The 22521-nt window shown below is 75.1% G+C and carries 23 protein-coding genes and 1 pseudogene; 9 read left to right on the top strand and 15 right to left on the bottom strand.

The genetic code is table 11. The annotated features are described in order from the left end of the window. From MY520_RS09390 to MY520_RS09380, 3 genes and pseudogenes are all read left to right on the top strand, one after another. Positions 1 to 199 (top strand): annotated as a pseudogene (locus tag MY520_RS09390) (hypothetical protein); the annotation flags it as partial. Positions 200 to 226: 27 nt separating this feature from the next. Beyond that, positions 227 to 691, top strand: coding sequence for a ferritin-like domain-containing protein (locus MY520_RS09385; RefSeq protein WP_436691819.1), 465 nt, complete (start codon positions 227 to 229; stop codon positions 689 to 691). 107 nt (positions 692 to 798) lie between these two features. Continuing rightward, positions 799 to 1518 (top strand): hemerythrin domain-containing protein, encoded by a 720-nt coding sequence (locus tag MY520_RS09380; protein WP_436691818.1) that lies wholly within the window; start codon positions 799 to 801, stop codon positions 1516 to 1518. Here MY520_RS09380 and MY520_RS09375 read toward each other — a convergent pair. From MY520_RS09375 to dxr, 5 genes are all read right to left on the bottom strand, one after another. Further along, positions 1509 to 3374, bottom strand: coding sequence for a penicillin-binding transpeptidase domain-containing protein (locus MY520_RS09375; RefSeq protein ID WP_436691817.1), 1866 nt, complete (start codon positions 3372 to 3374; stop codon positions 1509 to 1511). The two genes, MY520_RS09380 and MY520_RS09375, sit on opposite strands and share 10 nt — an antisense overlap. A gap of 140 nt (positions 3375 to 3514) precedes the next feature. Beyond that, a complete protein-coding gene (locus MY520_RS09370) occupies positions 3515 to 4366 on the bottom strand; it encodes a GNAT family N-acetyltransferase (protein WP_436691816.1) in 852 nt (283 codons plus the stop codon). A gap of 8 nt (positions 4367 to 4374) precedes the next feature. Beyond that, positions 4375 to 5535 carry a flavodoxin-dependent (E)-4-hydroxy-3-methylbut-2-enyl-diphosphate synthase gene (gene ispG, locus MY520_RS09365; RefSeq protein ID WP_436691815.1) on the bottom strand — a complete coding sequence of 387 codons (1161 nt, stop codon included), beginning with the start codon at positions 5533 to 5535 and terminating at the stop codon, positions 4375 to 4377. A gap of 65 nt (positions 5536 to 5600) precedes the next feature. Continuing rightward, a complete protein-coding gene (locus MY520_RS09360) occupies positions 5601 to 7031 on the bottom strand; it encodes a M50 family metallopeptidase (protein ID WP_436691814.1) in 1431 nt (476 codons plus the stop codon). Continuing rightward, positions 6970 to 8166 carry a 1-deoxy-D-xylulose-5-phosphate reductoisomerase gene (gene dxr, locus MY520_RS09355; RefSeq protein WP_436691813.1) on the bottom strand — a complete coding sequence of 399 codons (1197 nt, stop codon included), beginning with the start codon at positions 8164 to 8166 and terminating at the stop codon, positions 6970 to 6972. Before dxr ends, MY520_RS09360 begins: the two co-directional genes overlap by 62 nt. Before the next feature lie 90 nt (positions 8167 to 8256). Between dxr and MY520_RS09350 the strand changes: the two genes are divergently transcribed. From MY520_RS09350 to MY520_RS09340, 3 genes are all read left to right on the top strand, one after another. Continuing rightward, complete coding sequence (locus tag MY520_RS09350) at positions 8257 to 8583, top strand: DUF2631 domain-containing protein (protein ID WP_436691812.1); 327 nt, start codon at positions 8257 to 8259, stop codon at positions 8581 to 8583. 115 nt (positions 8584 to 8698) lie between these two features. After that, entirely contained in the window at positions 8699 to 9589 is an 891-nt protein-coding gene (locus MY520_RS09345) for an LCP family protein (protein WP_436691811.1), read from the top strand. A gap of 129 nt (positions 9590 to 9718) precedes the next feature. Continuing rightward, entirely contained in the window at positions 9719 to 10639 is a 921-nt protein-coding gene (locus MY520_RS09340; protein WP_436691810.1) for an LPXTG cell wall anchor domain-containing protein, read from the top strand. A gap of 76 nt (positions 10640 to 10715) precedes the next feature. Here the strand turns inward: MY520_RS09340 and MY520_RS09335 are convergent, their stop codons facing one another. From MY520_RS09335 to MY520_RS09325, 3 genes are all read right to left on the bottom strand, one after another. Next, positions 10716 to 11432 (bottom strand): VIT1/CCC1 transporter family protein, encoded by a 717-nt coding sequence (locus tag MY520_RS09335; RefSeq protein WP_436691809.1) that lies wholly within the window; start codon positions 11430 to 11432, stop codon positions 10716 to 10718. Continuing rightward, complete coding sequence (gene rlmN / locus MY520_RS09330; protein ID WP_436691808.1) at positions 11429 to 12604, bottom strand: 23S rRNA (adenine(2503)-C(2))-methyltransferase RlmN; 1176 nt, start codon at positions 12602 to 12604, stop codon at positions 11429 to 11431. The genes MY520_RS09335 and rlmN overlap by 4 nt, the downstream gene beginning before the upstream one ends. A 64-nt stretch (positions 12605 to 12668) precedes the next feature. Next, a complete protein-coding gene (locus tag MY520_RS09325; protein ID WP_436691807.1) occupies positions 12669 to 13652 on the bottom strand; it encodes a hypothetical protein in 984 nt (327 codons plus the stop codon). 162 nt (positions 13653 to 13814) lie between these two features. On the opposite strand from MY520_RS09325, the gene MY520_RS09320 reads away from it, so the two are divergent. Together MY520_RS09320 and MY520_RS09315 are read left to right on the top strand one after the other, a co-directional pair. Next, positions 13815 to 14477 (top strand): TrmH family RNA methyltransferase, encoded by a 663-nt coding sequence (locus MY520_RS09320; RefSeq protein ID WP_436691806.1) that lies wholly within the window; start codon positions 13815 to 13817, stop codon positions 14475 to 14477. 23 nt (positions 14478 to 14500) lie between these two features. After that, positions 14501 to 15271: a polyphosphate kinase 2 family protein gene (locus tag MY520_RS09315; protein ID WP_436691805.1), complete on the top strand. Its 771-nt coding sequence runs from the start codon at positions 14501 to 14503 to the stop codon at positions 15269 to 15271. 11 nt (positions 15272 to 15282) lie between these two features. On the opposite strand, the gene MY520_RS09310 is transcribed toward MY520_RS09315, so the two are convergent. The 5 genes from MY520_RS09310 to rpsB form a co-directional block, all read right to left on the bottom strand. Next, the gene (locus tag MY520_RS09310) at positions 15283 to 16293 is read right to left on the bottom strand and encodes a phosphatidate cytidylyltransferase (protein ID WP_436691804.1); all 1011 of its coding nucleotides are present in this window, start codon (positions 16291 to 16293) and stop codon (positions 15283 to 15285) included. Between the two features lie 20 nt (positions 16294 to 16313). After that, entirely contained in the window at positions 16314 to 16871 is a 558-nt protein-coding gene (gene frr, locus MY520_RS09305; protein ID WP_436691803.1) for a ribosome recycling factor, read from the bottom strand. Between the two features lie 74 nt (positions 16872 to 16945). After that, positions 16946 to 17731 (bottom strand): UMP kinase, encoded by a 786-nt coding sequence (pyrH, locus tag MY520_RS09300; protein WP_436691802.1) that lies wholly within the window; start codon positions 17729 to 17731, stop codon positions 16946 to 16948. Positions 17732 to 17891: 160 nt separating this feature from the next. Beyond that, positions 17892 to 18707 (bottom strand): translation elongation factor Ts, encoded by an 816-nt coding sequence (gene tsf / locus MY520_RS09295; protein WP_436691801.1) that lies wholly within the window; start codon positions 18705 to 18707, stop codon positions 17892 to 17894. A gap of 112 nt (positions 18708 to 18819) precedes the next feature. After that, on the bottom strand, positions 18820 to 19749 hold the full coding sequence (gene rpsB / locus MY520_RS09290; protein ID WP_436691800.1) for a 30S ribosomal protein S2: 930 nt from the start codon (positions 19747 to 19749) through the stop codon (positions 18820 to 18822). A 304-nt stretch (positions 19750 to 20053) separates the two neighbouring features. On the opposite strand from rpsB, the gene MY520_RS09285 reads away from it, so the two are divergent. After that, positions 20054 to 20545, top strand: a complete 492-nt coding sequence (locus MY520_RS09285) for a murein hydrolase activator EnvC family protein (RefSeq protein WP_436691799.1) — start codon at positions 20054 to 20056, stop codon at positions 20543 to 20545. 71 nt (positions 20546 to 20616) lie between these two features. On the opposite strand, the gene whiG is transcribed toward MY520_RS09285, so the two are convergent. Further along, the gene (gene whiG, locus MY520_RS09280) at positions 20617 to 21411 is read right to left on the bottom strand and encodes an RNA polymerase sigma factor WhiG (protein WP_436691798.1); all 795 of its coding nucleotides are present in this window, start codon (positions 21409 to 21411) and stop codon (positions 20617 to 20619) included. Positions 21412 to 21527: 116 nt separating this feature from the next. Next, positions 21528 to 22463, bottom strand: a complete 936-nt coding sequence (locus MY520_RS09275; protein ID WP_436691797.1) for a tyrosine recombinase XerC — start codon at positions 22461 to 22463, stop codon at positions 21528 to 21530. Positions 22464 to 22521 lie beyond the last annotated feature (58 nt).

Below are 22521 nucleotides of genomic sequence, written 5' to 3'. Positions count from 1 at the left end.
GTCGCCGTCGGCGTCGGCCTCCGCCTCGGCCGCCGCCGCCCCGCCGGCCGGGGGCGACGTGCGCGGGTGGCTGCGCGACCAGGTGTCGGCCGCCGCCGACGCGCACGCGGCGGCCTGCGTGGAGCAGACGGGAGCCCGGGCGGCGCTGCTGGGCTCCATCGCCGCGGGCCTGCGGGGCCACGAGGCGGCGCTGGCGTGAGCGACGCCGGGGTGGGGGGAACCGCAGATGGCTGACGACGACGGAGTCGTCGACGAGGGCACCGAGACCGCCGCGCTGCGCGAGGCGCTGGCCGCCGAGCACGCCGCCGTCTGGGGCTACGGCAGCGTCGGCGCGGCACTGCCGGCCGAGGGCCGTCCGCCCGCGGTGGCGGCGGAGAACGCCCACCGCGACGTCCGGGACCGGCTGGCCGCGCTGCTGGACGGCCGCGACGCCGACCCCGTGCCGGCCGAGGGCGGCTACACGCTGCCGTTCCCGGTGCTGTCGGCCACCGACGCCGCCGCGCTGGCCGTCGTCCTCGAGGAGGGCGTCGCCGCCGCCTGGGTGCGGGTGCTCGACCAGGCCGCGCGGGCCGCCGTCCGCGAGCTGGCCGTGGGTGTGCTCGCCGCGGCCGAGGTGCGCGCCGTCGGCTGGCGGACCGCCGCCGGGGAGACGCCCCCGACGACCGCCTTCCCGGGTCTGCCCGCGGGCTGACGGCCGCACCCAGTCGGCTCCAAGCGCGCTGCAAGCCGCGGGCGCGAGCGTGGCGGACGCCGGAGCGAGGACGCCCGGCTCCGTCCCCCCGCAGGAGAGACCCCGCGATGAGCACCCGCACCGACGCCCGCGCCCAGCTTGACCTGCCCGGTCAGGCCGCCATGGCGCACGGCCCCCACGACCTGGGCGGCATGTACGTCATGCACTACGCCTTCCGCCGCGACCTGGGCCGCTTCGCCTCGGCGGTCCGGCGGACGCCGCTGGAGGACACCGCCGCCTGGCGCTCGCTGGCGGCGCGGTGGGAGCGCTTCGGCACCACGCTGCACCACCACCACACGATCGAGGACACCACCATCTGGCCGCTGCTCCTGGCCCACGTCGACGCCGCCGTCGACGCCGCCGGGCGGGCCACCCTCGAGGCGATGGAGGCCGAGCACGAGCTGATCGACCCGCTGCTCGACTCCTGCGCCACCGGCTTCACCGCCATGGCGTTCGCCCCCGACGCCGCCGCGCGCGACCGGCTCGCCGAGCGGGTGACCGCCGCCCGGGACCGCCTCGGCGAGCACCTCGCGCACGAGGAGACCGAGGCCCTCCCGCTCGCCCAGCGGCACCTGACGACCGCCGAGTGGGCGGCGGCCGAGCGCGCGGCACAGTCCGGGCACGGCCTCCGGGAGATGCCGTTCCTCCTGCCGTGGGCCGCGCACGGGCTCAGCGACGAGCAGGTGAGCGCCGCGTTCGGGGAGGGCGGGCGCGCCTTCGGCGTCCTGCTGCGGCTGACCCGCGGCCGCTTCGAGCGGGCCGAGCGCGCCGCCTTCCGCTACGCCTGAGGCAGCCCGCCGAGGAACGCGTCGGTCACCCCGACCGCCAGGCTGCTGGACTGCCCGCCCTCCACGAGCACGGCGAACGCCAGGTCTCCCTGGGGCCCGCGCAGCTGGTAGCCCATGAACCAGCCGTGCGCGTCCGGCGGGGTGTTGGTGCCGAACTCGGCCGTCCCGGTCTTGCCGAAGACCTCGCCGCGGTCGGCGAGGGCGGTGGCCGTGCCGGAGAGCACCACCTCGCGCATCATCGGGCGCAGCGCGTCGAGCACCGCCGGGTCCGGGGTCGCCGGGGTCGGGCCGGCCGGCTCGGCGCCGACCACCTCCACGGGCACGGCCGGGGTGCCGCCGGCGACTCCGGCGGCGACGAGGGCCATCTGCGCGGGGCTCATCAGCACCTGGCCCTGGCCGATGGCGTTGGCCGCCTTCGTCGTCCCGGTGCTGTCGGCCGGGACGCTGCCGCCGAACACGTCGACCGGCAGCTGCCAGTCGGTGCCCACCCCGTAGCCGGCGGCCGCGGTCGCCAGGGCGTCGTCGGGCAGCTGCAGCGCCTGCTGCATGAAGGTGGTGTTGCAGGACTTCGCGAAGGCCTGGGTGAAGGGCACCGTGCCGAGGTCGAACTGGTCCTGGTTCTCGAACTCCCGGCCGTCGACGACGAAGGTGCCCGGGCAGGCCACCGGCGTCTGCGGGGTGAGGGTCCCGGTGGCCAGCAGGGCGGTCGCGCTGATCGTCTTCATGCTCGAGCCGGGCGGGTACTGCCCGCTCAGGGCGTTGGCCGCGACGGCGGCCTCGTTGGACGCGACGGCGAGGATCTCGCCCGTGCCCGGGCGGACGACGACGAGGTGGGTGGCGAGCGGCTGGGTCGCGACGGCGGCGTCGGCGGCGTTCTGGACCGCCGGGACCAGCGGCGTCTGCACCGGCTCGCCGGGCACCGGGGCGACCGCGTCGACCTCCAGGCCGGCGTCGCCGGTGGTGTCGTCGGTGCTGACGACGGTCACTGTGAAGCCGGGGGTGCCGGTCAGCTGGTCCTGGAGGGCCCGCTGCAGGCCGGAGAGGCCGAGCTGGTCGCCGGCGGCATAGCGCGGGCCGCCGTCCTCGTCGGTGGTCTCCTCCAGCACCTCGGCGGTCGCGGGGCCGACCCGCCCCAGCAGGGCCGAGGCGAACCGGGAGGTCGGCGCCAGGAGCCGCGTCTCGGTGGGGAACACCGCGCCGGGCAGGTCGAAGACCTGCGCCCGGACCGCCTCGAAGTCCGGACGGCGCAGCGCGATGACCGGGACGAACTGGCCCGGCGGGGCGGCCTGGACGTCGGCGGTGATCTCCTCGGCGGCGACGCCGGTGGCCGCCGACAGTGCCGCGGCCAGCGCCGGCAGGTCGGTGACCTGGCCCGGGTCGACGCCGACGTTGACCACCTCGGTGGGGGCGAACAGCGGGCGGCCGGCCGCGTCGGTGATCGCCGCACGCTCGGGCAGCACCCGCTCGACGAGCAGGCGCTGCCCCTCGGCGAGCTCCGGGTGCACGAGCGTGGGCTCGGCGACGACGTCCCAGCCCTCCTCGGCCTCGCGCAGCCGCAGGGTGGCCGGGTAGCTCCAGTCGGGGGCGGCGGCGAGGTCCCAGGTGGCGGTCCAGTCGACCGTGGCGCCGCCGTCCTCCACGGCGACGTCCCCGACCTCGGGGGTGAGCGTGGCCTCGGGCAGGTCGGTGGCGGCCTGGTCGAGCAGCGCGCCGGCCGCCTCGGGGTCTGTGGTGGCGTCGGCGGCGGCCGCGGTGTCCCCGGCCGCCCAGTCCTCGAGGAACGCCTGCGCGGCGGCCCGCACGTCCTCCTCGGGGTTGCCCGAGCAGCCGGCCAGCACCGGCACCGCCAGCAGCACGGCAGTCGTTCCGAGGACGCTCGCCCGTCGATTGCGCACGAGGAGACAGCGTTCCAGAAGGGGACACCCAACCCCGGGAGGCTGGCCTCTCCCGGGTACCGCCCCGAGCCTGCGCGGGGTGGGGAGGAGGGGTTCCCCTCTCAGAAGAGGACGCTGGCGAAGCGCCCGACCTCGACGAACCCGACCCGGGCGTAGGCGGCCCGGGCGGCGGCGTTGAAGTCGTTGACGTAGAGGCTGACCACGGGGGCGATCGCGGTCCGGGCGTACTCGACGACGGCGGCCGTACCCGCGGTGCCGATACCCCGGCCGCGGTGTGCCGGGGCCACCCAGACGCCCTGGATCTGGCAGACGGTGCGCGACACCGCGCCGATCTCCGCCTTGAACAGCACCTCGCCGCGCTCGATCCAGGCCAGCGACTGCCCGGCGCGGACCAGCTCGGACACCCGCGCGCGGTAGCCGGCGCCGCCGTCGACCCGCAGCGGGCTGACCCCGACCTCCTCGGTGAACATCGCGACGGCGGCCGGCAGCAGGATCTCAAGCTCGGCCGGGCGCACCGGGCGGACCCGGGGCTCGGGCGTCACCGCCGGGGGCCCCTCGACGGCCAGCAGCGGCTGGCGCGGGCGGTGGTCGCGGGCCGGGCCCCACGACGGCTCGAGCAGCTCCCACAGCGGCTCGACGGCGCCGGCCGGGCCGACGATCGTCGAGCAGCGCCGGCCGGCCCTCCGGGCCCGCTCGGCGAACGCCGCGGCGGCGGCCCGCTCGGCGCCCGGGGCCGTGAAGGGGATGAGGTTGGCCCCGGCCAGGCACACCCCCTCCAGGGAGCGGCCGGTGCCGAAGCCCCACAGCGGCGCGCCGAGGGAGGCGGCCGCGGTGCCGGCGGCCTCCACCCGGGCGGCGATCACGCAGGCGGCGACGGGGTCGGTGGCGAGGAGCCGGCGGACGGCCGGCTCGTCGCCCTCGTCGAGGACCCGGGCCGTCGGCGTGCGGAGCACCGGCGCGGTCAGCCGACGGTGACGACGGGCGAGCCGGAGGGGGTGCCGGCGTCGGTGTGCTCGCCGGCGAGACGCATGGCCTCCTCGATGAGGGTCTCGACGATCTGCGACTCCGGCACGGTCTTGACGACCTCGCCCTTGACGAAGATCTGGCCCTTGCCGTTGCCCGACGCGACGCCGAGGTCGGCCTCGCGGGCCTCACCCGGGCCGTTGACGACGCAGCCCATGACGGCGACCCGCAGCGGCACCTCGAGCCCGTCGAGGCCGGCGGTCACCTCGTCGGCCAGCTTGTAGACGTCGACCTGCGCGCGGCCGCAGGACGGGCAGCTGACGATCTCCAGGCCGCGCTGGCGCAGGTTGAGCGACTCGAGGATCTGGTTGCCGACCTTGACCTCCTCCACCGGAGGGGCCGAGAGGGAGACGCGGATGGTGTCGCCGATGCCCTGGCTGAGCAGGGCGCCGAAGGCGACGGCGGACTTGATCGTGCCCTGGAACGCCGGCCCCGCCTCGGTGACGCCCAGGTGCAGCGGGTAGTCGCACTGCGCGGCCAGCAGCTCGTAGGCGCGGACCATCACGACCGGGTCGTTGTGCTTGACCGAGATCTTGATGTCGCGGAAGTCGTGCTCCTCGAACAGCGAGCACTCCCAGAGCGCCGACTCGACCAGCGCCTCCGGGGTGGCCTTGCCGTACTTGGCCAGCAGCCGCTTGTCGAGGGAGCCGGCGTTCACGCCGATCCGGATGGGGATGCCGGCGTCCCTGGCCGCCTTGGCGATGTCGCCGACCTTGTCGTCGAACTTCTTGATGTTGCCGGGGTTGACCCGGACCGCGGCACAGCCGGCGTCGATCGCGGCGAACACGTAGCGCGGCTGGAAGTGGATGTCGGCGATGACCGGGATCTGCGACTTCCTGGCGATCGCCGGGAGCGCCTCGGCGTCGTCGGTGTCGGGGACGGCGACCCGCACGATCTGGCAGCCGGCGGCGGTCAGCTCGGCGATCTGCTGGAGCGTGGCGTCGACGTCGGCGGTCTTGGTCGTCGTCATCGACTGCACGCTGACGGGCGAGTCGCTGCCCACCCCGACGCCGCCGACGTCGAGCTGGCGGGTCGTCCGGCGCGGGGCCAGGACGGGTGGAGGTGCAGCGGGCATGCCGAGACTGACGGGGGTCGCCATGACGCCCAGTATCGCCCGGCGTGCACGGCGCTGCCGCCGCCGCGGCTGTGACCCCGCCCGCGTGGCTACTGCAGCGTGATCGGGTTGACGATGTCGGCGACCAGCAGCAGGCCGGACAGCACGATGAACAGCCCGGCGACGGCGTAGGCCACCGGCATGAGCCGGGCGATGTCGAACGGGCCGGGGTCGGGGCGGCCGCGGAGCCGGGCGACGACCGAGCGCGCCTTCTCGTACAGCGCCCCCGCCACGTGCCCGCCGTCGAGCGGGTAGACCGGCAGGAGGTTGAACAGGAAGAGCACCAGGTTGACGCTGGCCAGCAGGCTGAGGAAGAAGCTGAGCTTCTCCATCCCGGAGAACTGCTCGATCGCGAACACCTCGCCGGAGATCCGGCCCACGCCCACGACGCCGATCGGCCCGTTCTCGTCCCGCTCCTCCCCGAGGAACGCGGCGCGGAACAGCTGGGGGATCTTCTCGGGGATCTCGACCAGCCGCTCCACCGAGTTGACCACGATCATCCCGAAGTAGCCGGGCAGGTCGCCGGCCGACTGCCGGGCCAGCTCGACCGTCGGGGAGACGCCGAGGTACCCGGCGGTGGTGGTCTCGTCGCTGCCGCCCTCGACGTAGACGGTGTTGGGGATCGGGGTGACGGTGAGCTCGCGCCGCTCGCCGTCCCGGTCGATGGTCAGCGCGACCGGGACGCCGGGGTTGCTGCGGATCGCCTCCTGCACCACCGTCCAGCTGTCGTACGCCGTCCGGTCGACGGTGGCGCCGTCGATCGCGACGATCGTGTCGCCGGGGCGCAGCCCGGCCGCCGCCGCCGGGCTCTGCTGCGGCAGCCCGCAGCCGTCCGCGCCGGCCTCGCACAGCGCGCCGTCGGCCGTGATCGGCACGGCGCACGGATCCTCGGCGCCGGCGCTGGCCGCGCCGGCGGGCAGCACGCAGGCGGGCACCTGGCCCACCGTCGTGGTCAGGACGTTGGTGCCGATGGCGCTGAGGGTGATCGTGAAGAAGACGGCGGCCAGGACCAGGTTGTGGAACGGGCCGGCGAACATCACGACGACCCGCTGCCACCACGGCTTGCCGTAGAAGACCCGGCCGGCGTCGCTGGGCAGGACGTCGTTGAGCGCCTGGCCACGGACCTCGGCGATGAAGCTGCGCATCCGGGTGGCGCGCTTGCTCTCGCCCTCCTCGGCCGGGGGGATCATCCCGACGATCCTGATGTAGCCGCCGAGCGGGACGGCCTTGAGGCCGTACTCGGTCTCGCCGGTGCGCCGCGACCAGATCGTCGGGCCGAAGCCGACCATGAACTGCGGCACCCGCATGCCGAACTTCCGGGCCCAGTAGAAGTGCCCGGCCTCGTGGAAGGCGATGGAGAACAGCAGGCCGACGGCGAACGCGGCGATCCCCAGGACGGTCAGCAGGAACCCGCTCAGCTCAGCCTCCGGCGATGGCGGCGCGGGCGTGCTGCCGGGCCCACCGCTCAGCGGCCAGGACATCGTCCACGCAGGTGGGGGCGCCGAGGTCCGGCGCGTCGTCGAGGGTACGCGCGACGAGGTCGACGATGCCGGGGAAACGCAGGCGGCCGCCCAGGAAGGCGGCGACCGCCTCCTCGTTGGCCGCGTTGAACATCGCCGGCACCACGCCACCGGCCGCACCGGCCGACCGGGCCAGCCCGACGGCGGGGAAGGCCTCGGCGTCCAGCGGCGCGAACTCCCAGCTGCTGGCCGTCGACCAGTCCAGCGCGGGCTGGACGACCGGCAGCCGGTCGGGCCACGCCAGCGCGAGGGCGATCGGCAGCCGCATGTCCGGAGGGCTGGCCTGGGCGATCGTCGCGCCGTCGGTGAAGGTCACCATCGAGTGCACGATCGACTGCGGGTGCACCACGACGTCGATGTCGGCGTACGGGACGCCGAAGAGCAGGTGCGCCTCGATGAGCTCCAGCCCCTTGTTGACCAGCGTCGCGGAGTTGATGGTGACCACCGGCCCCATCGCCCAGGTGGGGTGGGCGAGGGCCTGGTCGACGGTGACGTCGGCGAGGTCGGCGGCGCTGCGGCCGCGGAACGGGCCGCCGCTGGCGGTGAGCACCAGCCGGGCGACCTCGTCGCGGGCGCCGCCGCGCAGGCACTGGGCGAGCGCGGAGTGCTCGGAGTCGACGGGCACCAGCTGCCCGGGAGCGGCTGCAGCGGTGACCAGGTCGCCTCCGGCCACCAGGGACTCCTTGTTGGCCAGGGCGACGGTGCGGCCGGCCCGGAGCGCGGACAGGGTGGGGCCGAGCCCGATCGACCCGGTGATGCCGTTGAGGACGACGTCGGCGGGGCGGGCGGCGAGCTCCTCGGCGGCCCGGGGCCCGGCGAGGATCTCCGGGAGGCTGTACTGGCCGGTGGCCCATCCGCGCTGCGACGCCGCCGCGTAGAAGGCCAGCTGGAGGTCCTGCGCGGCGGTGGCCCGGGCCACCGCGACGGTGCGGACGCCGAGCGTGAGCGCCTGCTCGGCGAGCAGGGCGATGTCCCCGCCGCCGGCGGCCAGCCCGGTGATGCGGAGCCGGTCGGGGTTCTGCGCGGCCACCGCGATCGCCTGCCGGCCGATCGAGCCGGTCGACCCCAGGACGGTCACCTCTCGCAGGTCGCTCACGGGTCCATCCTCCCCGACGGCGCCCCCCGTCGCGGCGCGCCGTCCCACCTCGACGGGTGCCCGGGAACCGGGGCTGCCAGAATGCGCATCGTGAGTGAGCAGACCCACCGCGAGCGGATCGCCACGGACAACCCCGCGACCACGCGGGTCAACCAGCCCGGGCGCGAGGAGGCCGTCGTCCGCCACGACGCCCACCCCGTCGAGCACGAGCGCCCGGAGGACTGGGGCTGGCACGGCGAGACCGGCCGCGCCGGGCGGATCGCCTCCTGGATCGCGATCCTCTTCCTGCTCGCCTACCTGGTGGGCAACCACGAGGGCCGCATGGAGGACTACTGGCTCATCGCCATCGCGGCCCTGATGATCCTGCTCAAGGTCTACGACTACTTCCGGCGGAAGAACGCCTGGCGCAGCCAGTGACCGCCCGCTGCGTCTGACGAGAGGCCCGCTCCCCACGGAGCGGGCCTCTCGTCGGTCGGGGGCAGCCCGCCGCGGACGACCGTCGTGCGGACACCTGGCGAGACCGGAGACCACCATGACCGCCCTGCGCGTCGCCCTGGTCGCCCTCGTGGCGGCGGTGGCAGTGCTCGCCGGGGACGCCGCCCTGCTCGTCACGCGGATCGACCGGGTGACCGTCGACCTGCACCCCGGGACCGGGACGACGTGGGTGCTCCTCGGCCTGGACTCCCGGGCCGCGCTGCCCGAGGGGGCCGCGGCTTCGGAGTTCGGGACGACCGAGCAGGTGCCCGGCAGCCGGGCCGACGTCGTCCTCGTCGTGCACGACGGCGGCGTGCTCTCGATCCCCCGCGACCTCCTCGTCCGGGGCGCGGGCGGCCCCGGCCGGCTGGCCCTGACCTGGCTGGACGGCCCGCAGTCGACCGTCGACGCGCTCTGCGACCTCGGCGTCCCGACCGACCACCTCGTGACCGTCGACCTGGCCGGCTTCGCCGCCGTCGTCGATGCGGCCGGCGGCCTCGACCTCGACGTCCCGCGGCCCGTGCGGGACCCGGCCGCGGGGCTGCTCATCGCGGAGGCGGGCAGGCAGCACGTCGACGGCCGGACCGCCCTGGCCCTGGTGCGGTCCCGGCACCCCGAGCACCTGGTGGACGGCGCGTGGCAGCCGGCACCGGTCGACCCCGACGGCCGGGCGACCGCGGCAGGGACGGTGCTGACCGCCCTGGTCGGCGCGGTGCGGGAGGCCGGGCTGCGGCCCTGGCTGCTCCAGCGCGTCGCGTGGGCGGCGTCCGGCTCGCTCACCGTGGACGCCGCGACCTCGGCGACCGACCTGGCGTCCCTCGCCGGGGCCGACCTCGGGGACATCGAGGTGCTCCCGGCCGGCGAGCCGAACCCCCAGGTGCCGGTGCGGATCGCCACCGCCGGGACGGCGGCGGCGCTCGCCGCCGCTGGGCTCTCCTGCTCCCGCTGAGCGTTACTGAACCGTTACGTCCCGTTGTCGAGAACTGCCCGCTTCCAGCTCCATCTCGGCCAACTCCCTGCCGATAAGCAGCTCAGAGAAGTCCGGAGCACCGGACTCCTGACGAGCGGAGAGCCGCCGATGTCCCGCACCACGACCCGTATCGCCGCCGGGGCCCTCCTCGGCCTGGCCGTCACCGGCTCCACGCTGGTCGCCGCGCCGGCCGCCCTCGCCGTGCCCACCCCCGCCGCGCCCGTCGTGAACCCCACGTCGGTCAAGGCGGGCGAGGACTTCACCGTCTCCGGCGTCGACTGCGACCAGAGCTCCGACCCCGCCAACCCGATCGGCGCGGTGGCGTTCCTCGACCTCGGCCCGGACGCCCAGATGGGCATCGGCAACGGCGGCGAGGCCGACCCCGACGGCGCGTGGACCCTCACCCTCGGCATCCCCGAGGGGTTCGCCCCGGGTGTCTACGACGTCATCTCGCTGTGCGTGTCGTACATGGGTGACTACGAGGTCGAGTACCCGACCACCACGGTGACCGTCGTCGACCCGGCCGCCAAGCCCTCGACCCCGGCCACGAGCACCCCGGCCGCCCCGGCGGCGACGCCGGCCGTCGGCGCGATCCGCGGCACGGCCGCCAACACCGCCGGGGTGACCAGCCCGGACACCGGCGCCGCCACCGGTGACCGCTCCGCCCCCGGCGCCGTGGTCGTGAAGGTCCTCCGCGGCTTCAAGCCCTTCGAGAAGGTCACCGTCACCCTGCACTCCACCCCGTGGGTCGCGGGCACGTTCACCGCGGACGCCCAGGGCGTCGTCCGGGTGCAGTTCACCGTCCCGGCCGGGACGCCGGTGGGCCAGCACACCCTGGTCTACAACGGCGACCAGAACACCTACTTCCAGGAGGCGTTCACCGTCGCCCGCACCGGCTCGGGCTCCCAGCTGGCCTACACCGGCGCTGACGTGAAGCTCCCGCTGTTCGCCGGCGCCGGCCTCGTCGCCCTCGGCGGTGCCACCGTCTTCGCCGCCCGTCGTCGCAAGGCCGAGGCCACCCAGGCCTGACCTCCCTCACCGCACCACCGGCGGACGCCGGCCAGGACCTCCTGGCCGGCGTCCGCTGCGTCGTGCCCGGGAGCGGTCAGCTCGCGGCGACGCCGATCGCCGTTCCGACGAGGTACGTGGCGCCCGCCGCGGCCGCGCCGAACAGCAGCTGGCGCAGCGCGGCGAACCACCACGGCCGGGGCGTGAAGCGCGACGACAGCGCCCCGGCCAGCGCGAGCCCCACCCCGCCGCAGACCAGGGCCACCCACAGCAGCGAGAAGCCGAGCAGGTACGGCAGCAGTGGGATGACCGCGCCGGTCGCGAAGGTGAGGAACGAGGAGACCGCCGCCGTCCACGGCGACGGCTTGTCCGCCGGGTTCAGCCCGAGCTCCGCGACGACGTGCAGCCGCAGCGCGGTGTCCGGGTCGCGGTGCAGCTGGACGGCGACCTGCTGGGCCAGCTCGGGCTCCACCCCGCGCACCCGCAGCATCTCGACCAGCTCGGCGAGTTCCCCGCGCGGGTTGCGCTGGAGCTCGCGGCGTTCCTTGTCGACCTCGAGGTCGAGCTGCTCGTTCTGCGTCTTGACCGAGGTGTACTCCCCCAGCGCCATCGAGATGGCACCGGCGACCAGGCTGGCCACCCCGGACAGCACGATCGCCCGCGGCGCGGCCCCGCCGCCGCCCACGCCCGCGACCAGGGCGGTGTTGGTCACCAGGCCGTCCATGGCGCCGAAGACGGCGGCCCGCAGCCACCCGCCGGAGACGTCGGCGTGGCTGTGCTCGTGCGCCTCGGCCGCCGGGGCCTCCGAGGTCACTCGTCCGCCTCGGCGCCCAACTCCACCGGCGGCTCCAGGGACGGCACCGGGACGGCGACGCTGGGGACACCCGCCACCCGGTCGGCCGCGGCCAGCTGACCGCAGGCGCCGTCGATGTCCTGCCCCCGGGTGTCGCGGACCGTCGTCGGCACCCCGGCCGCGCGCAGCCGGGCGACGAACTCGCGCTGCGCGGGCAGCGGGCTGGCGTCCCAGGGACTGCCCGGGGTGGGGTTGAGCGGGATGAGGTTGACGTGCGCCCGGCGCCCGGCCAGCAGCCGGCCGAGCAGGTCGGCCCGGTGCGGCTGGTCGTTGACGTCGCGGATCAGCGCGTACTCGACCGAGTAGCGGCGGCCGGTGCGCTCGGCGTAGGCGTCGGCCGCGGCGACGACCTCGCCGACCTTCCAGCGGGTGTTGATCGGCACGAGGGTGTCGCGCAGCTCGTCGTCGGGCGCGTGCAGGCTCACCGCGAGAGTGACGTTGAGGCCCTCCTCGGTCAGCCGGCGGACGGCCGGGACGACGCCGACCGTGGACACGGTGATCGACCGCTGGGAGAGGCCGAGCCCGTGCGGGGCGGGGGTGACCAGCGCGTCGAGGGTCTTGCGCACCCGCGCGTAGTTGGCGAGGGGCTCCCCCATCCCCATGAAGACGACGTTGGACAGCCGCCCCGGCCCGCCGGGGATCTCGCCGTTCGCCATCGCCGCGGCGGCCGCGACCGCCTGGCCGATGATCTCCGCGGCGGACAGGTTGCGGGTGAGCCCGCTCTGACCGGTGGCGCAGAACGGGCAGGCCATGCCGCAGCCCGCCTGGCTGGAGATGCAGACGGTGGCGCGGTCCGGATAGCGCATGAGCACGCTCTCGACCAGCGCGCCGTCGTGCAGCCGCCACAGGGTCTTGCGGGTGCGCCCGGCGTCGGCGGACTGGTGCCGGACGGGCGTCAGCAGCCCGGGGAGGAGCTCGCCGGTGAGGGTCGCCCGGACGCCGGCCGGCAGGTCGGTCATCTGCGCCGGGTCGGTGACGCCGCGGTAGAAGTGCCGGGCGAGCTGGTCGGCGCGGAAGGCCGGCTGGCCGAGTTCGGCGACCGCCGCGCGGGCCTCCTCGCGGCTGAGGTCGGCGAGGTGGCGCGGCGGCTTGCCCCGGCGGGGGGCGTCGAAGACGAGCGGCAGGGCAGTCATGGCGGCTCCCATGGTCCCACCCCCACCGGCCCGGCCGCAGTGACGTCGCTCCCTCGCAGCCCGCCTACGCCCGGGGTCCGGGGCGGGCCGCCGCCGGGGGAGGTGTGGCCGGGTCCTGCCCGTCCGTCGCGGTGGGCGGGATGACGGAGGTCGGCGGAGACGTGTCCGTCGGTGTGGGCTGAGGGTCCTCTGCCGGATCGCCGGTGGGGTCGTCGGCCGGGTCGCCGGGGGTGTCGTCGGCCGGGTCGCCGGTCCCCGTGGGCGTCGGCGTCCCGGTCGGCACCGGGGTGACGGTGTTCGGGGACGTCGGTTCCGCCGTGGGCAGGGCGGTCGGCGCCGCCACGGCGACGGCGTCCGGCGCCGGGACCTCGGCCGGCACCGTCACGGGGTCCGGGAGGACGTCGCCGGGCGGCGGCTCGTCGGCCGGCCGAGCGGCCGCGACCGCGGCCGGTGGCACCGTCTCGACCGGCGGGGGATCCGGCGTGGGGGCCTCGGGCCTGGGTGGCAGGGGGCTCGGGACCGGCACGACGGTCGGAGCGGCCGCCCAGGCGGCGTCCCCGATGCCGGCGGACCGCGGGGTCGAACCGGCCCGGGTGGGGACGGAGATCTCGGCGTCGGCGGAGTGCCGGTCGGCGGCGGCGACCGCGCCGGGCGAGGACGTCGCCAGGACGGCCGCGCCCGCGATGCCGCCCGCGGCGAGGAGGCCGATGCCCAGGGCGAGCCCGGCCCGGCGCCGCGGCCGCACCCGTGGCCCGACGACGACCCGCGGCAGGAGCCCCTCGTCGACGGCTCCGGCGCCGGCGGGGAGGTCCGCCTCGGCGGCGGGCGCCGGCTCTCGCTCCGGCGTCGTACCGCCGGGGACCGCCTCCTTCCCGGCGTCCGCCGCCGTGGGGGTCACCCAGCCCGGGAGCCAGGCCCGGTCCCAGTCCCCCACCTCGGACCGCTCCGCGGTCTCCGGGCCGGGAGCCGCGTCGGCCGGCGGTGCGCCGGAGGCGTTCCCGGGCACGGTCGGCAGGTCGGTGTCCCGCCCGTCTTCCAGGTCAGCCACTCAGTGTTGCTCCTTGCTGACAGAGAGTGCAGTCGGGCCATGGTGACGGACCTGTCCTGGCGATGGGCGGAGGCGCGGCCGGGTGTCGCGCGCGAGTCCGCCCACACGGCCCACGGGCCGGGCCGCGGAGCGGCTGCAGGGAGCGGCACTAGCGTCGGCCCGGTGACCGAGGCCGAGAGGGAAGCCGCGCCGCTGGACAGCGTGGGCGTCGGCCCCTGGGCGGGGCCCTGGCCCGACGACCCCCGCTACGACCCCGAGCTGCTGACCGCCGGCGACCGCCGCAACGTCGTCGACCGGTACCGGTACTGGACGGTCGAGGCGATCGTCGCCGATCTCGACACCCGCCGGCACCCGTTCCACGTCGCGATCGAGAACTGGCGGCACGACCTGAACATCGGCACCGTGGTGCGGACCGCCAACGCGTTCCTCGCCTCCGCGGTCCACGTGGTCGGGCGCAAGCGGTGGAACCGGCGCGGGGCGATGGTCACCGACCGCTACCAGCACGTGCGCCACCACCCCGACGTCGGCGCGCTCGCCGCGTGGGCGCGGACCGAGGGCCTGCCGCTGCTCGCCGTCGACAACCTCCCCGGCGCCCGGCCGCTGGAGACCGAGCCGCTCCCCCGCGCCTGCGTGCTGGTCTTCGGCCAGGAGGGGAGCGGGCTCACGCCCGAGGCGCGGGCGGCCGCCGACGGGGTGCTGTCCATCGCCCAGTTCGGCTCGACGCGGTCGATCAACGCCGGTGTCGCGGCCGGCATCGCCATGCACGCCTGGATCCGCCAGCACGGGAGGGGAGGTCAGGGCACCTTCGACACCGCGCCGCGCTGACCGGCTCCTGTCAGGCTGCACGCATGAGCCGTCTCGCCGACGCCGACCTCAGCGCCCGCCTGTCCAAGTCCGACGCCAAGAAGCAGCTCGCGGAGGCCCAGCGGCGCCTGGTGCACCTGCGACTGCTGCTGGGCGGTCAGATCGGCAGCGGGGAGCTCGGGCCGCCGCTGTGCGTGCTCTTCGAGGGCTGGGACGCCTCCGGCAAGGGCGGGGCGATCAAACGGCTGGTCGACGAGCTGGACCCCCGGCACGTGCGGGTCGCCCAGTTCGCCGCCCCCACCTACGACGAGAAGCGGCACCACTTCCTGTGGCGGTTCTGGCCGGTGCTGCCCGGCTGGGGCGGCATGGCCGTCCTCGACCGCACCTGGTACGGCCGGGTGCTGGTGGAGCGGGTCGAGGGCTTCGCCTCCGAGGACGCCTGGCAGCGCGCCTACGAGGAGATCGTCGACCTGGAGACCACGCTGGCCGCCGAAGGCATGATCCTGGTCAAGTTCTGGATGCACGTCTCCCCCGAGGAGCAGCTGCGCCGCTTCGAGTCGCGCCGCCGCGACCCCTACCGGGCGTGGAAGCTCACCGACGAGGACTGGCGCAACCGGGAGCAGCGGACCGCCTACGAGGCCGCCGTCGAGGAGATGCTCGAGCGCACCGACCACGACGGTGGGCGCTGGCACGTGGTCGCCGGCGACGACAAGCGGTCGGCCCGCGTGGAGGTGGTCCGCACCGTCTGCGAGCAGATCGAGGCCGCGCTCGCCGCCGCCGGCATCGACCCGGATCCGCCGCTGGCCGGCGCCTGACGGCGCAGCCGTCAGGCCGGCGCCACCCAGGTGAGCAGCAGGTAGGCCACCGCGGCCGAGGGCAGCAGCGAGTCCAGCCGGTCCATGATCCCGCCGTGGCCGGGCAGCAGCGCGCCCATGTCCTTGATCCCGAGGTCACGCTTGATCAGCGACTCCCCGAGGTCGCCGGCGGTGGCGGTGACCGCCAGTGCGGCGCCGAAGGCGACCCCGCCCCACCACGGGCCGTCGAGGGCGAGCGTGACGATCGGGGTGGCGACGAGCACGCAGGCCAGCACCGAGCCCGCCATGCCCTCCCACGACTTCTTGGGGCTGACCGTGGGGGCCATGGGGTGCTTGCCGAACAGCACGCCGGCGGCGAACCCGCCGACGTCGTTGCCGACCACGGTGGCGATGAACAGCAGCACGCGCGCGACACCGTCGTCCGGGACCAGGAGCAGCACGGCGAAGCCGGCCAGCAGCGGGACGTAGAGGACGACGAGGACGCCCGCCGAGGCGTCTCGGAGGTAGCCCTCGGGCCCGTCCCCCAGCCGCCACAGCAGCACGGCCAGGACGGTGAGCAGGAACGCCACGACCAGGCCCGAGGTGCTGCGGGTCCAGGCCAGGCCGAGCATCGCCACAGCGCCCACGAGCACCGGGGCCAGCGGAGCGCGGGCGCCGCCGGCCTCCAGGGCGCGGGTGAGCTCCACGATGCCGACCAGGATCGCGGCCAGCACCACCAGCAGGAACGCCGGCCGGTAGACCAGCAGCGAGGCGACGATGACCGCGGCGAGCCCCACGCCCACGCCGACGGCGGCGACCATGTCCCGCCCGGCGCGCGAGGACTTCCGGGCCTCCGGGACGAGCGTGGGCCCGATCGACTCGGTGGTGGACGTCGGCACCGGCGCCTCAGTGGTCGCCGGCTCGTCCACGCCGAGCTCCGCCGTCCGGAGGTCGGCCTCCGATCGCGCCGCCTGCGGCGGTGGCGGTGGTGCGGGACGCCGGCCGGTGACGGGGATCGGCCCGGTGTCGGGGTCGGGAGTCATCAGCGGGGATGCGGTCGCCCTCAGACCTCGAGGAGCTCGGCCTCCTTGTGCTTGACCGCCTCGTCGATGGCGTGGGTGTGCTTGGAGGTGAGGTCGTCGAGCTCCTTCTCCGCGCGGCGCACGTCGTCCTCGCCGGCCTCGCCGTCCTTGGCGATGCGGTCCAGCTCCTCCTTGGCCCGGCGCCGGACGTTGCGGATGGCGACCCGCGCGTCCTCCCCCTTGGACCGGGCCACCTTCACCAGGTCGCGCCGGCGCTCCTCGGTGAGCTGCGGGAACACCACCCGGATGATCTGGCCGTCGTTGGTCGGGTTCACGCCGAGGTCGCTGTCGCGGATGGCCTTCTCGATCGCCGAGAGCTGGCCGGTGTCGTAGGGCTTGATGACCGCCATGCGCGCCTCGGGCACGGTGATCGAGGACATCTGCGGCACGGGGGTCGGGGTGCCGTAGTAGTCGACCAGGACCTTGTTGAACATCGACGGGGCGGCGCGGCCGGTGCGCACCGAGCCGAGGTCCTCCCGCGCGACCGACAGGGCCTTGTCCATCCGCTCCTCGGCGTCGAGCAGGGTGTCGTCGATCACGGGTCTCTCCTCCTGGGGCGGCGGACGGGTCCGCCGCGGGTGTCGCGGGTCTGCGGGCTCTCTGCCCCGACGGGTCAGGCCGGGTCGCTGATCAGCGTCCCGATCCTCTCACCTGCCACGGCGCGCGCGATGTTGCCGTCGCTCAGCAGGTTGAAGACGACGATCGGCATGCGGTTGTCCATGCAGAGGCTGATCGCGGTGGCGTCGGCCACCTTGAGCTGCTTGGCCAGGACGGTGGCGTAGTCGAGGTCGTCGTACATGACGGCGGCCGGGTTGTGCCGCGGGTCGTCGTCGTAGACGCCGTCCACCCCGTTCTTGCCCATGAGCAGCACCTGGCACTCGATCTCCAGGGCCCGCTGGGCGGCCACGGTGTCGGTGGAGAAGTACGGCATGCCGGCGCCGGCGCCGAAGATGACCAGGCGCCCCTTCTCCAGGTGCCGGATCGCCTTGCGGGGGATGTAGGGCTCGGCGACCTGGCCCATCGTGATCGCCGACTGCACGCGGGTCTCGAGGCCGGCCTTCTCGCAGAAGTCCTGCAGCGCCAGGCAGTTCATGACCGTGCCGAGCATGCCCATGTAGTCGGCCTTGGTGCGGTCCATGCCGGCCTGGGACAGCTCGGCGCCGCGGAAGAAGTTCCCCCCGCCCATGACGACGGCGACCTGCGCGCCCTTGCCGACGACCTCGGCCAGCTGGGTGGCGATGCCCCGGACGATGTCGGCGTCGACGCCGACCTTCCCGCCGCCGAAGGTCTCCCCCGACAGCTTGAGCAGGACCCGCTTGTAACCGGCCCGGTCGGCGGGCTGGAAGGCGGTCGGCGCGGAGAGGGGCACGGCGGCGCCCGTCGTGGCGGTCTCGGTCAACGGTTCTTCCCTCGCTCGGCGGCGTTCACCTGATCCTGCCGCATGGGCGTGCGGCCGGTGGTCGCGGGCGGGGGTACCCGCGCCCGGCCCCGGACAGACCACTGGCCCCGTCCCACGAGCGGGACGGGGCCAGAGGTCGGCGTGCTGCGGTGGTGCTCGTTCAGGCCTGGCCGACCTCGAAGCGGGCGAACCGCTCCACGGTCAGGCCGGCCTCGTCGACGATCTGCTTGACCGTGCGCTTGGGCTCGGTGATCGACGGCTGCTCGAGCAGGACGAAGTCCTTGTAGTAGGCGTTGACCCGCCCCTCGACGATCTTGACGATCGCCTGCTCGGGCTTGCCCTCCTCCTTGGCCGTCTGCTCGGCGACGCGCCGCTCGGTCTCGACGGCCTCGGCCGGGACCTCCTCGCGGCTGAGGTAGCGCGGGCGCGCGGCGGCGATGTGCATCGCCAGGCTGCGCGCGGCGTCCTCGCTGCCACCGCTGTACTGCACCGCGACACCGATGGCCGGGGGCAGGTCGGTGGCCCGCTTGTGCAGGTAGGTGGCGGTGGTGCCCTCGAAGACGGCGAAGCGGCTCAGCACCAGCTTCTCGCCGATGCGGGCGGACTCGGACTCGACCAGCGCGGCGACGGTCTGGCCGTCGACCTCGGTGCCCAGCAGCGCCTCGACGTCGGCCGGGCGCTTGTCCAGGACGATGTCGAGCAGGCGGTCGGCGAGCGTCACGAAGTCGGCGTTCTTGGCGACGAAGTCGGTCTCGCAGTCCAGCTCGAGCAGCGCGCCGTCCTTGCTGACGACGACACCGTTGGTCGTCGAGCGCTCGAGGCGCTTGCCGACGTCCTTGGCGCCCTTGATGCGGAGGAACTCGACGGCCTTGTCGTAGTCGCCGTCGGCCTCGGTGAGGGCCTTCTTGCAGTCCATCATCCCGGCGCCGGTGGCGTCACGGAGACGCTTGACGTCGGCAGCGGTGAAGCCAGCCATGTCACTTCCCTCTGGGTCTGGAGTGGGTGTGGTGCGCGCGTCTGTGGGTTCCGGACGGGGTCCGGACGTGCCGGGGCGCCGTCCCCGCACCAGCGGGGACGGCGCCACGCGGTCAGCCGTTCTGGGCGCCCTGCGTGCCGGTGGACGCGTCGCCGGTGGCGGGGACGCCCTCGACCGGGGCGACCTCGTCCGCGGTGACCTCGGGCGGCGCGGCCGGGGTCTCGGGCAGCTCGGTGGCGCCGGCGGCGTCACCCTGCTGACCGGTGAGGAGCTCCCGCTCCCAGTCGGCCAGCGGCTCGTCGCCACCGATGGCCGGCTGCTCGCCGGCCTCGCGGCCGGCGTTGGCCTGCGCGGCCGAGCGGGCCATGAGGCCCTCGGCGACGGCGTCGGCGATCACGCGGGTCAGCAGGGCGGCGCTACGGATGGCGTCGTCGTTGCCCGGGATCTTGTAGTCGACCTCGTCGGGGTCGCAGTTGGTGTCGAGGATCGCGACGACCGGGATGTTGAGCTTGCGGGCCTCGCCGACGGCGATGTGCTCCTTCTTGGTGTCCACGATCCAGACGGCGCTGGGCACCTTCTGCATGTCGCGGATACCGCCGAGGCTGCGCTCCAGCTTGGCCTTCTCCCGGGTCAGGCCGAGCTGCTCCTTCTTGGACAGGCTGACCAGCACGCCGGTCTGCTCCATGTCCTCGAGCTCCTTGAGCCGCTGGAGGCGCTTGTGCACGGTCTGGAAGTTGGTGAGCATGCCGCCCAGCCAGCGCTGGTTGACGTAGGGCATGCCGACGCGCTGCGCCTGCTCGGCGATGACCTCCTGCGCCTGGCGCTTGGTCCCGACGAACAGGATCGAGCCGCCGTGCGCGACGGTCTGCTTGACGAACTCGTACGCGTTGTCGATGTACCCGAGCGTCTGCTGCAGGTCGATGATGTAGATGCCGTTGCGCTCGGTGAAGATGAACCGCTTCATCTTCGGGTTCCACCGTCGGGTCTGGTGCCCGAAGTGGACGCCGCTGTCGAGCAGCTGCTTCATGCTGACGACTGCCATGGTCGCCCTTCTGTCGCGCGCGGCCGCCGGGCGGCCGCGCTCCTCGGTTGTCGCGGGCACCGGGTGGTGCACCGCCCTGGCGTCCGAGGCGCCACACCACCCCGCGGGGAGCTCCCGCGGGGACCGAGGTGGCGACTGACCCGCCGGACCGGCGGGACTGAGGACGCGCGAAGTCGACCCGTTCGAGACGGATCGCACCGAGCAGCATACGCCTCGTGGGACGTCGACCTCCCCAGCGGCCGGCGTCGTCCACAGCCACCGGCCGACGGGGCGCCGCCGGCTGTCGCGGCTGCAGGCTCCTCGCATGCGTGCGCTCGCCGTCCTGCTGCTGGTCACCGCCTGGGGGTCCGCCCCGGCGGCCGCGGTCGCCGAGCCCGCCGCGGGGGTCGGCGCGCTGTGGGTGCGGCCGGTCGACGGCCCGGTGACCCGGCCGTTCGACCAGCTCCCGGACCCCTATGCGGCCGGGCACCGCGGCGTGGACGTCGCCGGTCCCCCCGGCGCCCCGGTGCTCGCCGCCGGAGACGGCGTCGTGGTCTTCGCCGGGATGGTGGCCGGGCGCCCGGTGGTCAGCGTCGACCACGCCGGCGGGCTGCGGACGACGTACGAGCCGGTCGAGCCCGCGGTGGGCGCCGGCCAGGTGGTGGCCCGGGGGTCGCCGATCGGCACGCTGGCCGCGGGGCACGAGGGCTGCCCGGTCGCGGCCTGCCTGCACTGGGGACTGCGCCGGGGCGAGGTCTACCTGGATCCGCTGGCGCTGCTCGAGCCGCCCGAGGTCCGGCTGCTGCCGATGAGCTGACGCCTCAGCCCTGGGCGGCGACGTCCCGGGCGCGACCCCGCGCCGTCGTCATGCGATGGCCCGCGCGCGACTCACGCGATGTCGGCGAGCTTGGTGCGCAGGTGCAGCACGGCCTTGGTGTGCAGCTGGCAGATGCGGCTCTCGGTCACCCCGAGCACCCGGCCGATGTCGGCGAGGGTCAGGCCCTCGAAGTAGTAGAGGCTGACGACGACCTTCTCGCGCTCGGGCAGCTGCTCGACCGCGCGGGCCAGCAGCTGCCGCGCCTCACCGTGCTCGGCCATCGCCTGCGGGTCCAGCGCGCTGGTGTCCTGCAGGGTGTCCACCAGCCGGGGGGCGCCGCCGTCGTCGTCGGACAGCAGCTCGTCCAGCGCGACGACGTTGACCAGGGAGAGCTGGCCGAGGAACTTGCGGACCTCCTCGACGTCCATGTCCATCTCGGCGGCCACCTCCTCCTCGCTGGGGCTGCGCTGCAGCCGGCTCTCCAGGTCGGCGACGGTGCGCTCGAACTGCCGGGCCTTCATCCGCACCGACCGCGGGATCCAGTCCGTGCTGCGCAGCTCGTCGATGATCGCGCCGCGGATGCGCGCCATCGCGTAGCTCTCGAACTTGACCTCACGGGAGGGCTGGTACCGGGTGATGGCGTCGATGAGCCCGAACGTGCCGTAGGACACCAGGTCGGCCTGCTCGACGTGGGCCGGCAGGCCGCTGCCGACCCGTCCGGCGACGTACTTGACCAGCGGCGCGTAGTGCAGGATCAGCCGGTCCCGCAACGCCGGGTCCCGGTCCTCGACGTAGGTGGCCCAGAGCGCGGCCAGCGCGGCGTCGGCATCGGCCTCGTCGAGCCGGTGGATGGTGGCCTCGGGCACGGTCTGCACTCCCGTACGTCGGAGGCCTGCCGTGGGAGGCCTCGGGGTGGGCACTGCGGCGGTGGTCGATTGCATCGCGCGCACGACCACTGTCTCAGACACCGGCGGTACTCCTGTCAGGCGCGCGGGTGCGCCTGGGCGTGGACCGCCCGCAGCCGGTCGACGGTCACGTGCGTGTAGATCTGCGTGGTGGCGAGGCTGGCATGCCCGAGCAGCTCCTGCACCGAACGCAGGTCGGCGCCGCCCTCCAGCACGTGCGTCGCCGCCGAGTGCCGCAGGCCGTGGGGGCCGATGTCCGGCGCGCCGGGGGCCGCGGCGACCGCGGTGTGCACGGTGCGCCGCACCTCCCGCGGGTCCAGCCGGCCCCCGCGCAGGCCCAGCAGCAGCGCGGGGCCCGACCGGTCGGTGGCCAGGGCCGGCCGCCCGCGGGTGAGCCACGCGTCGAGGGCCCGCTCGGCCGGGGCGCCGTAGGGCACGCTGCGCTCCTTGCGCCCCTTGCCGAGCACCCGCAGCAGCCGGCGTCCCCGGTCGACGTCGTCCACGTCGAGTCCCACCAGCTCGCTGACCCGGATGCCGCTGGCGTACAGCAGCTCGAGGACGACGGCGTCGCGCAGTCCGACCGGCTCCTCGGCGCCGGCCGCGGACTCGACGACGGCGCGCGCCTGGTCCGGGGCCAGGACGTCGGGCAGGGTGCGCCGGGCCTTGGGGCTGACCAGCCGCAGGCCGACGTCCTCGGGGATGAGCCCCGCCCGGCGCAGCCAGGCGGTGAACGACCGGGCGGAGGCCGCCCGCCGGGCGGTGGTGGCCCGCTCGGCGCCCCGGGTGCGCCCCTGTGCGAGCCAGCTGCGCAGGGTGCCCAGGTCGAGCTCGCCGACCCCGGTGCCGCCGCGCCGGACGAGGTGGTCGAGGAGCCACACGACGTCGGTCACGTAGCCGCGGACGGTGTGCTCGGACAGGTCCCGCTGGGTGCGCAGGTGCTCCTCGTAGCCGGCCAGGGCCTCGGCCAGCGGCGGCGGCAGGGCCGCGCGCGCGTCAGCTGTCCGGGCGGTCACCGGGGAACCGTCCGACGGCGGGCGCCGGGGGTCAAGCCGCCGCGCCGCCCGTCGAGCG

This window comes from Geodermatophilus sp. CPCC 205506 (genome assembly GCF_051383635.1).
GTDB lineage: Bacteria > Actinomycetota > Actinomycetes > Mycobacteriales > Geodermatophilaceae > Geodermatophilus.
Note: the sequence above shows the minus strand (reverse complement) of the source record. Positions and strands in the feature narration are given on the sequence as shown.

Coding starts and splice junctions, on each gene's coding strand:
- MY520_RS09385 (WP_436691819.1), top strand. CDS start 227: ATGGCTGACGACGACGGAGTCGTCGACGAGGGCACCGAGACCGCCGCG.
- MY520_RS09380 (WP_436691818.1), top strand. CDS start 799: ATGAGCACCCGCACCGACGCCCGCGCCCAGCTTGACCTGCCCGGTCAG.
- ispG (WP_436691815.1), bottom strand. CDS start 5,535: ATGGCGACCCCCGTCAGTCTCGGCATGCCCGCTGCACCTCCACCCGTC.
- MY520_RS09360 (WP_436691814.1), bottom strand. CDS start 7,031: ATGTCCTGGCCGCTGAGCGGTGGGCCCGGCAGCACGCCCGCGCCGCCA.
- MY520_RS09345 (WP_436691811.1), top strand. CDS start 8,699: ATGACCGCCCTGCGCGTCGCCCTGGTCGCCCTCGTGGCGGCGGTGGCA.
- MY520_RS09340 (WP_436691810.1), top strand. CDS start 9,719: ATGTCCCGCACCACGACCCGTATCGCCGCCGGGGCCCTCCTCGGCCTG.
- rlmN (WP_436691808.1), bottom strand. CDS start 12,604: ATGACTGCCCTGCCGCTCGTCTTCGACGCCCCCCGCCGGGGCAAGCCG.
- MY520_RS09315 (WP_436691805.1), top strand. CDS start 14,501: ATGAGCCGTCTCGCCGACGCCGACCTCAGCGCCCGCCTGTCCAAGTCC.
- MY520_RS09310 (WP_436691804.1), bottom strand. CDS start 16,293: ATGACTCCCGACCCCGACACCGGGCCGATCCCCGTCACCGGCCGGCGT.
- tsf (WP_436691801.1), bottom strand. CDS start 18,707: ATGGCTGGCTTCACCGCTGCCGACGTCAAGCGTCTCCGTGACGCCACC.
- rpsB (WP_436691800.1), bottom strand. CDS start 19,749: ATGGCAGTCGTCAGCATGAAGCAGCTGCTCGACAGCGGCGTCCACTTC.
- MY520_RS09285 (WP_436691799.1), top strand. CDS start 20,054: ATGCGTGCGCTCGCCGTCCTGCTGCTGGTCACCGCCTGGGGGTCCGCC.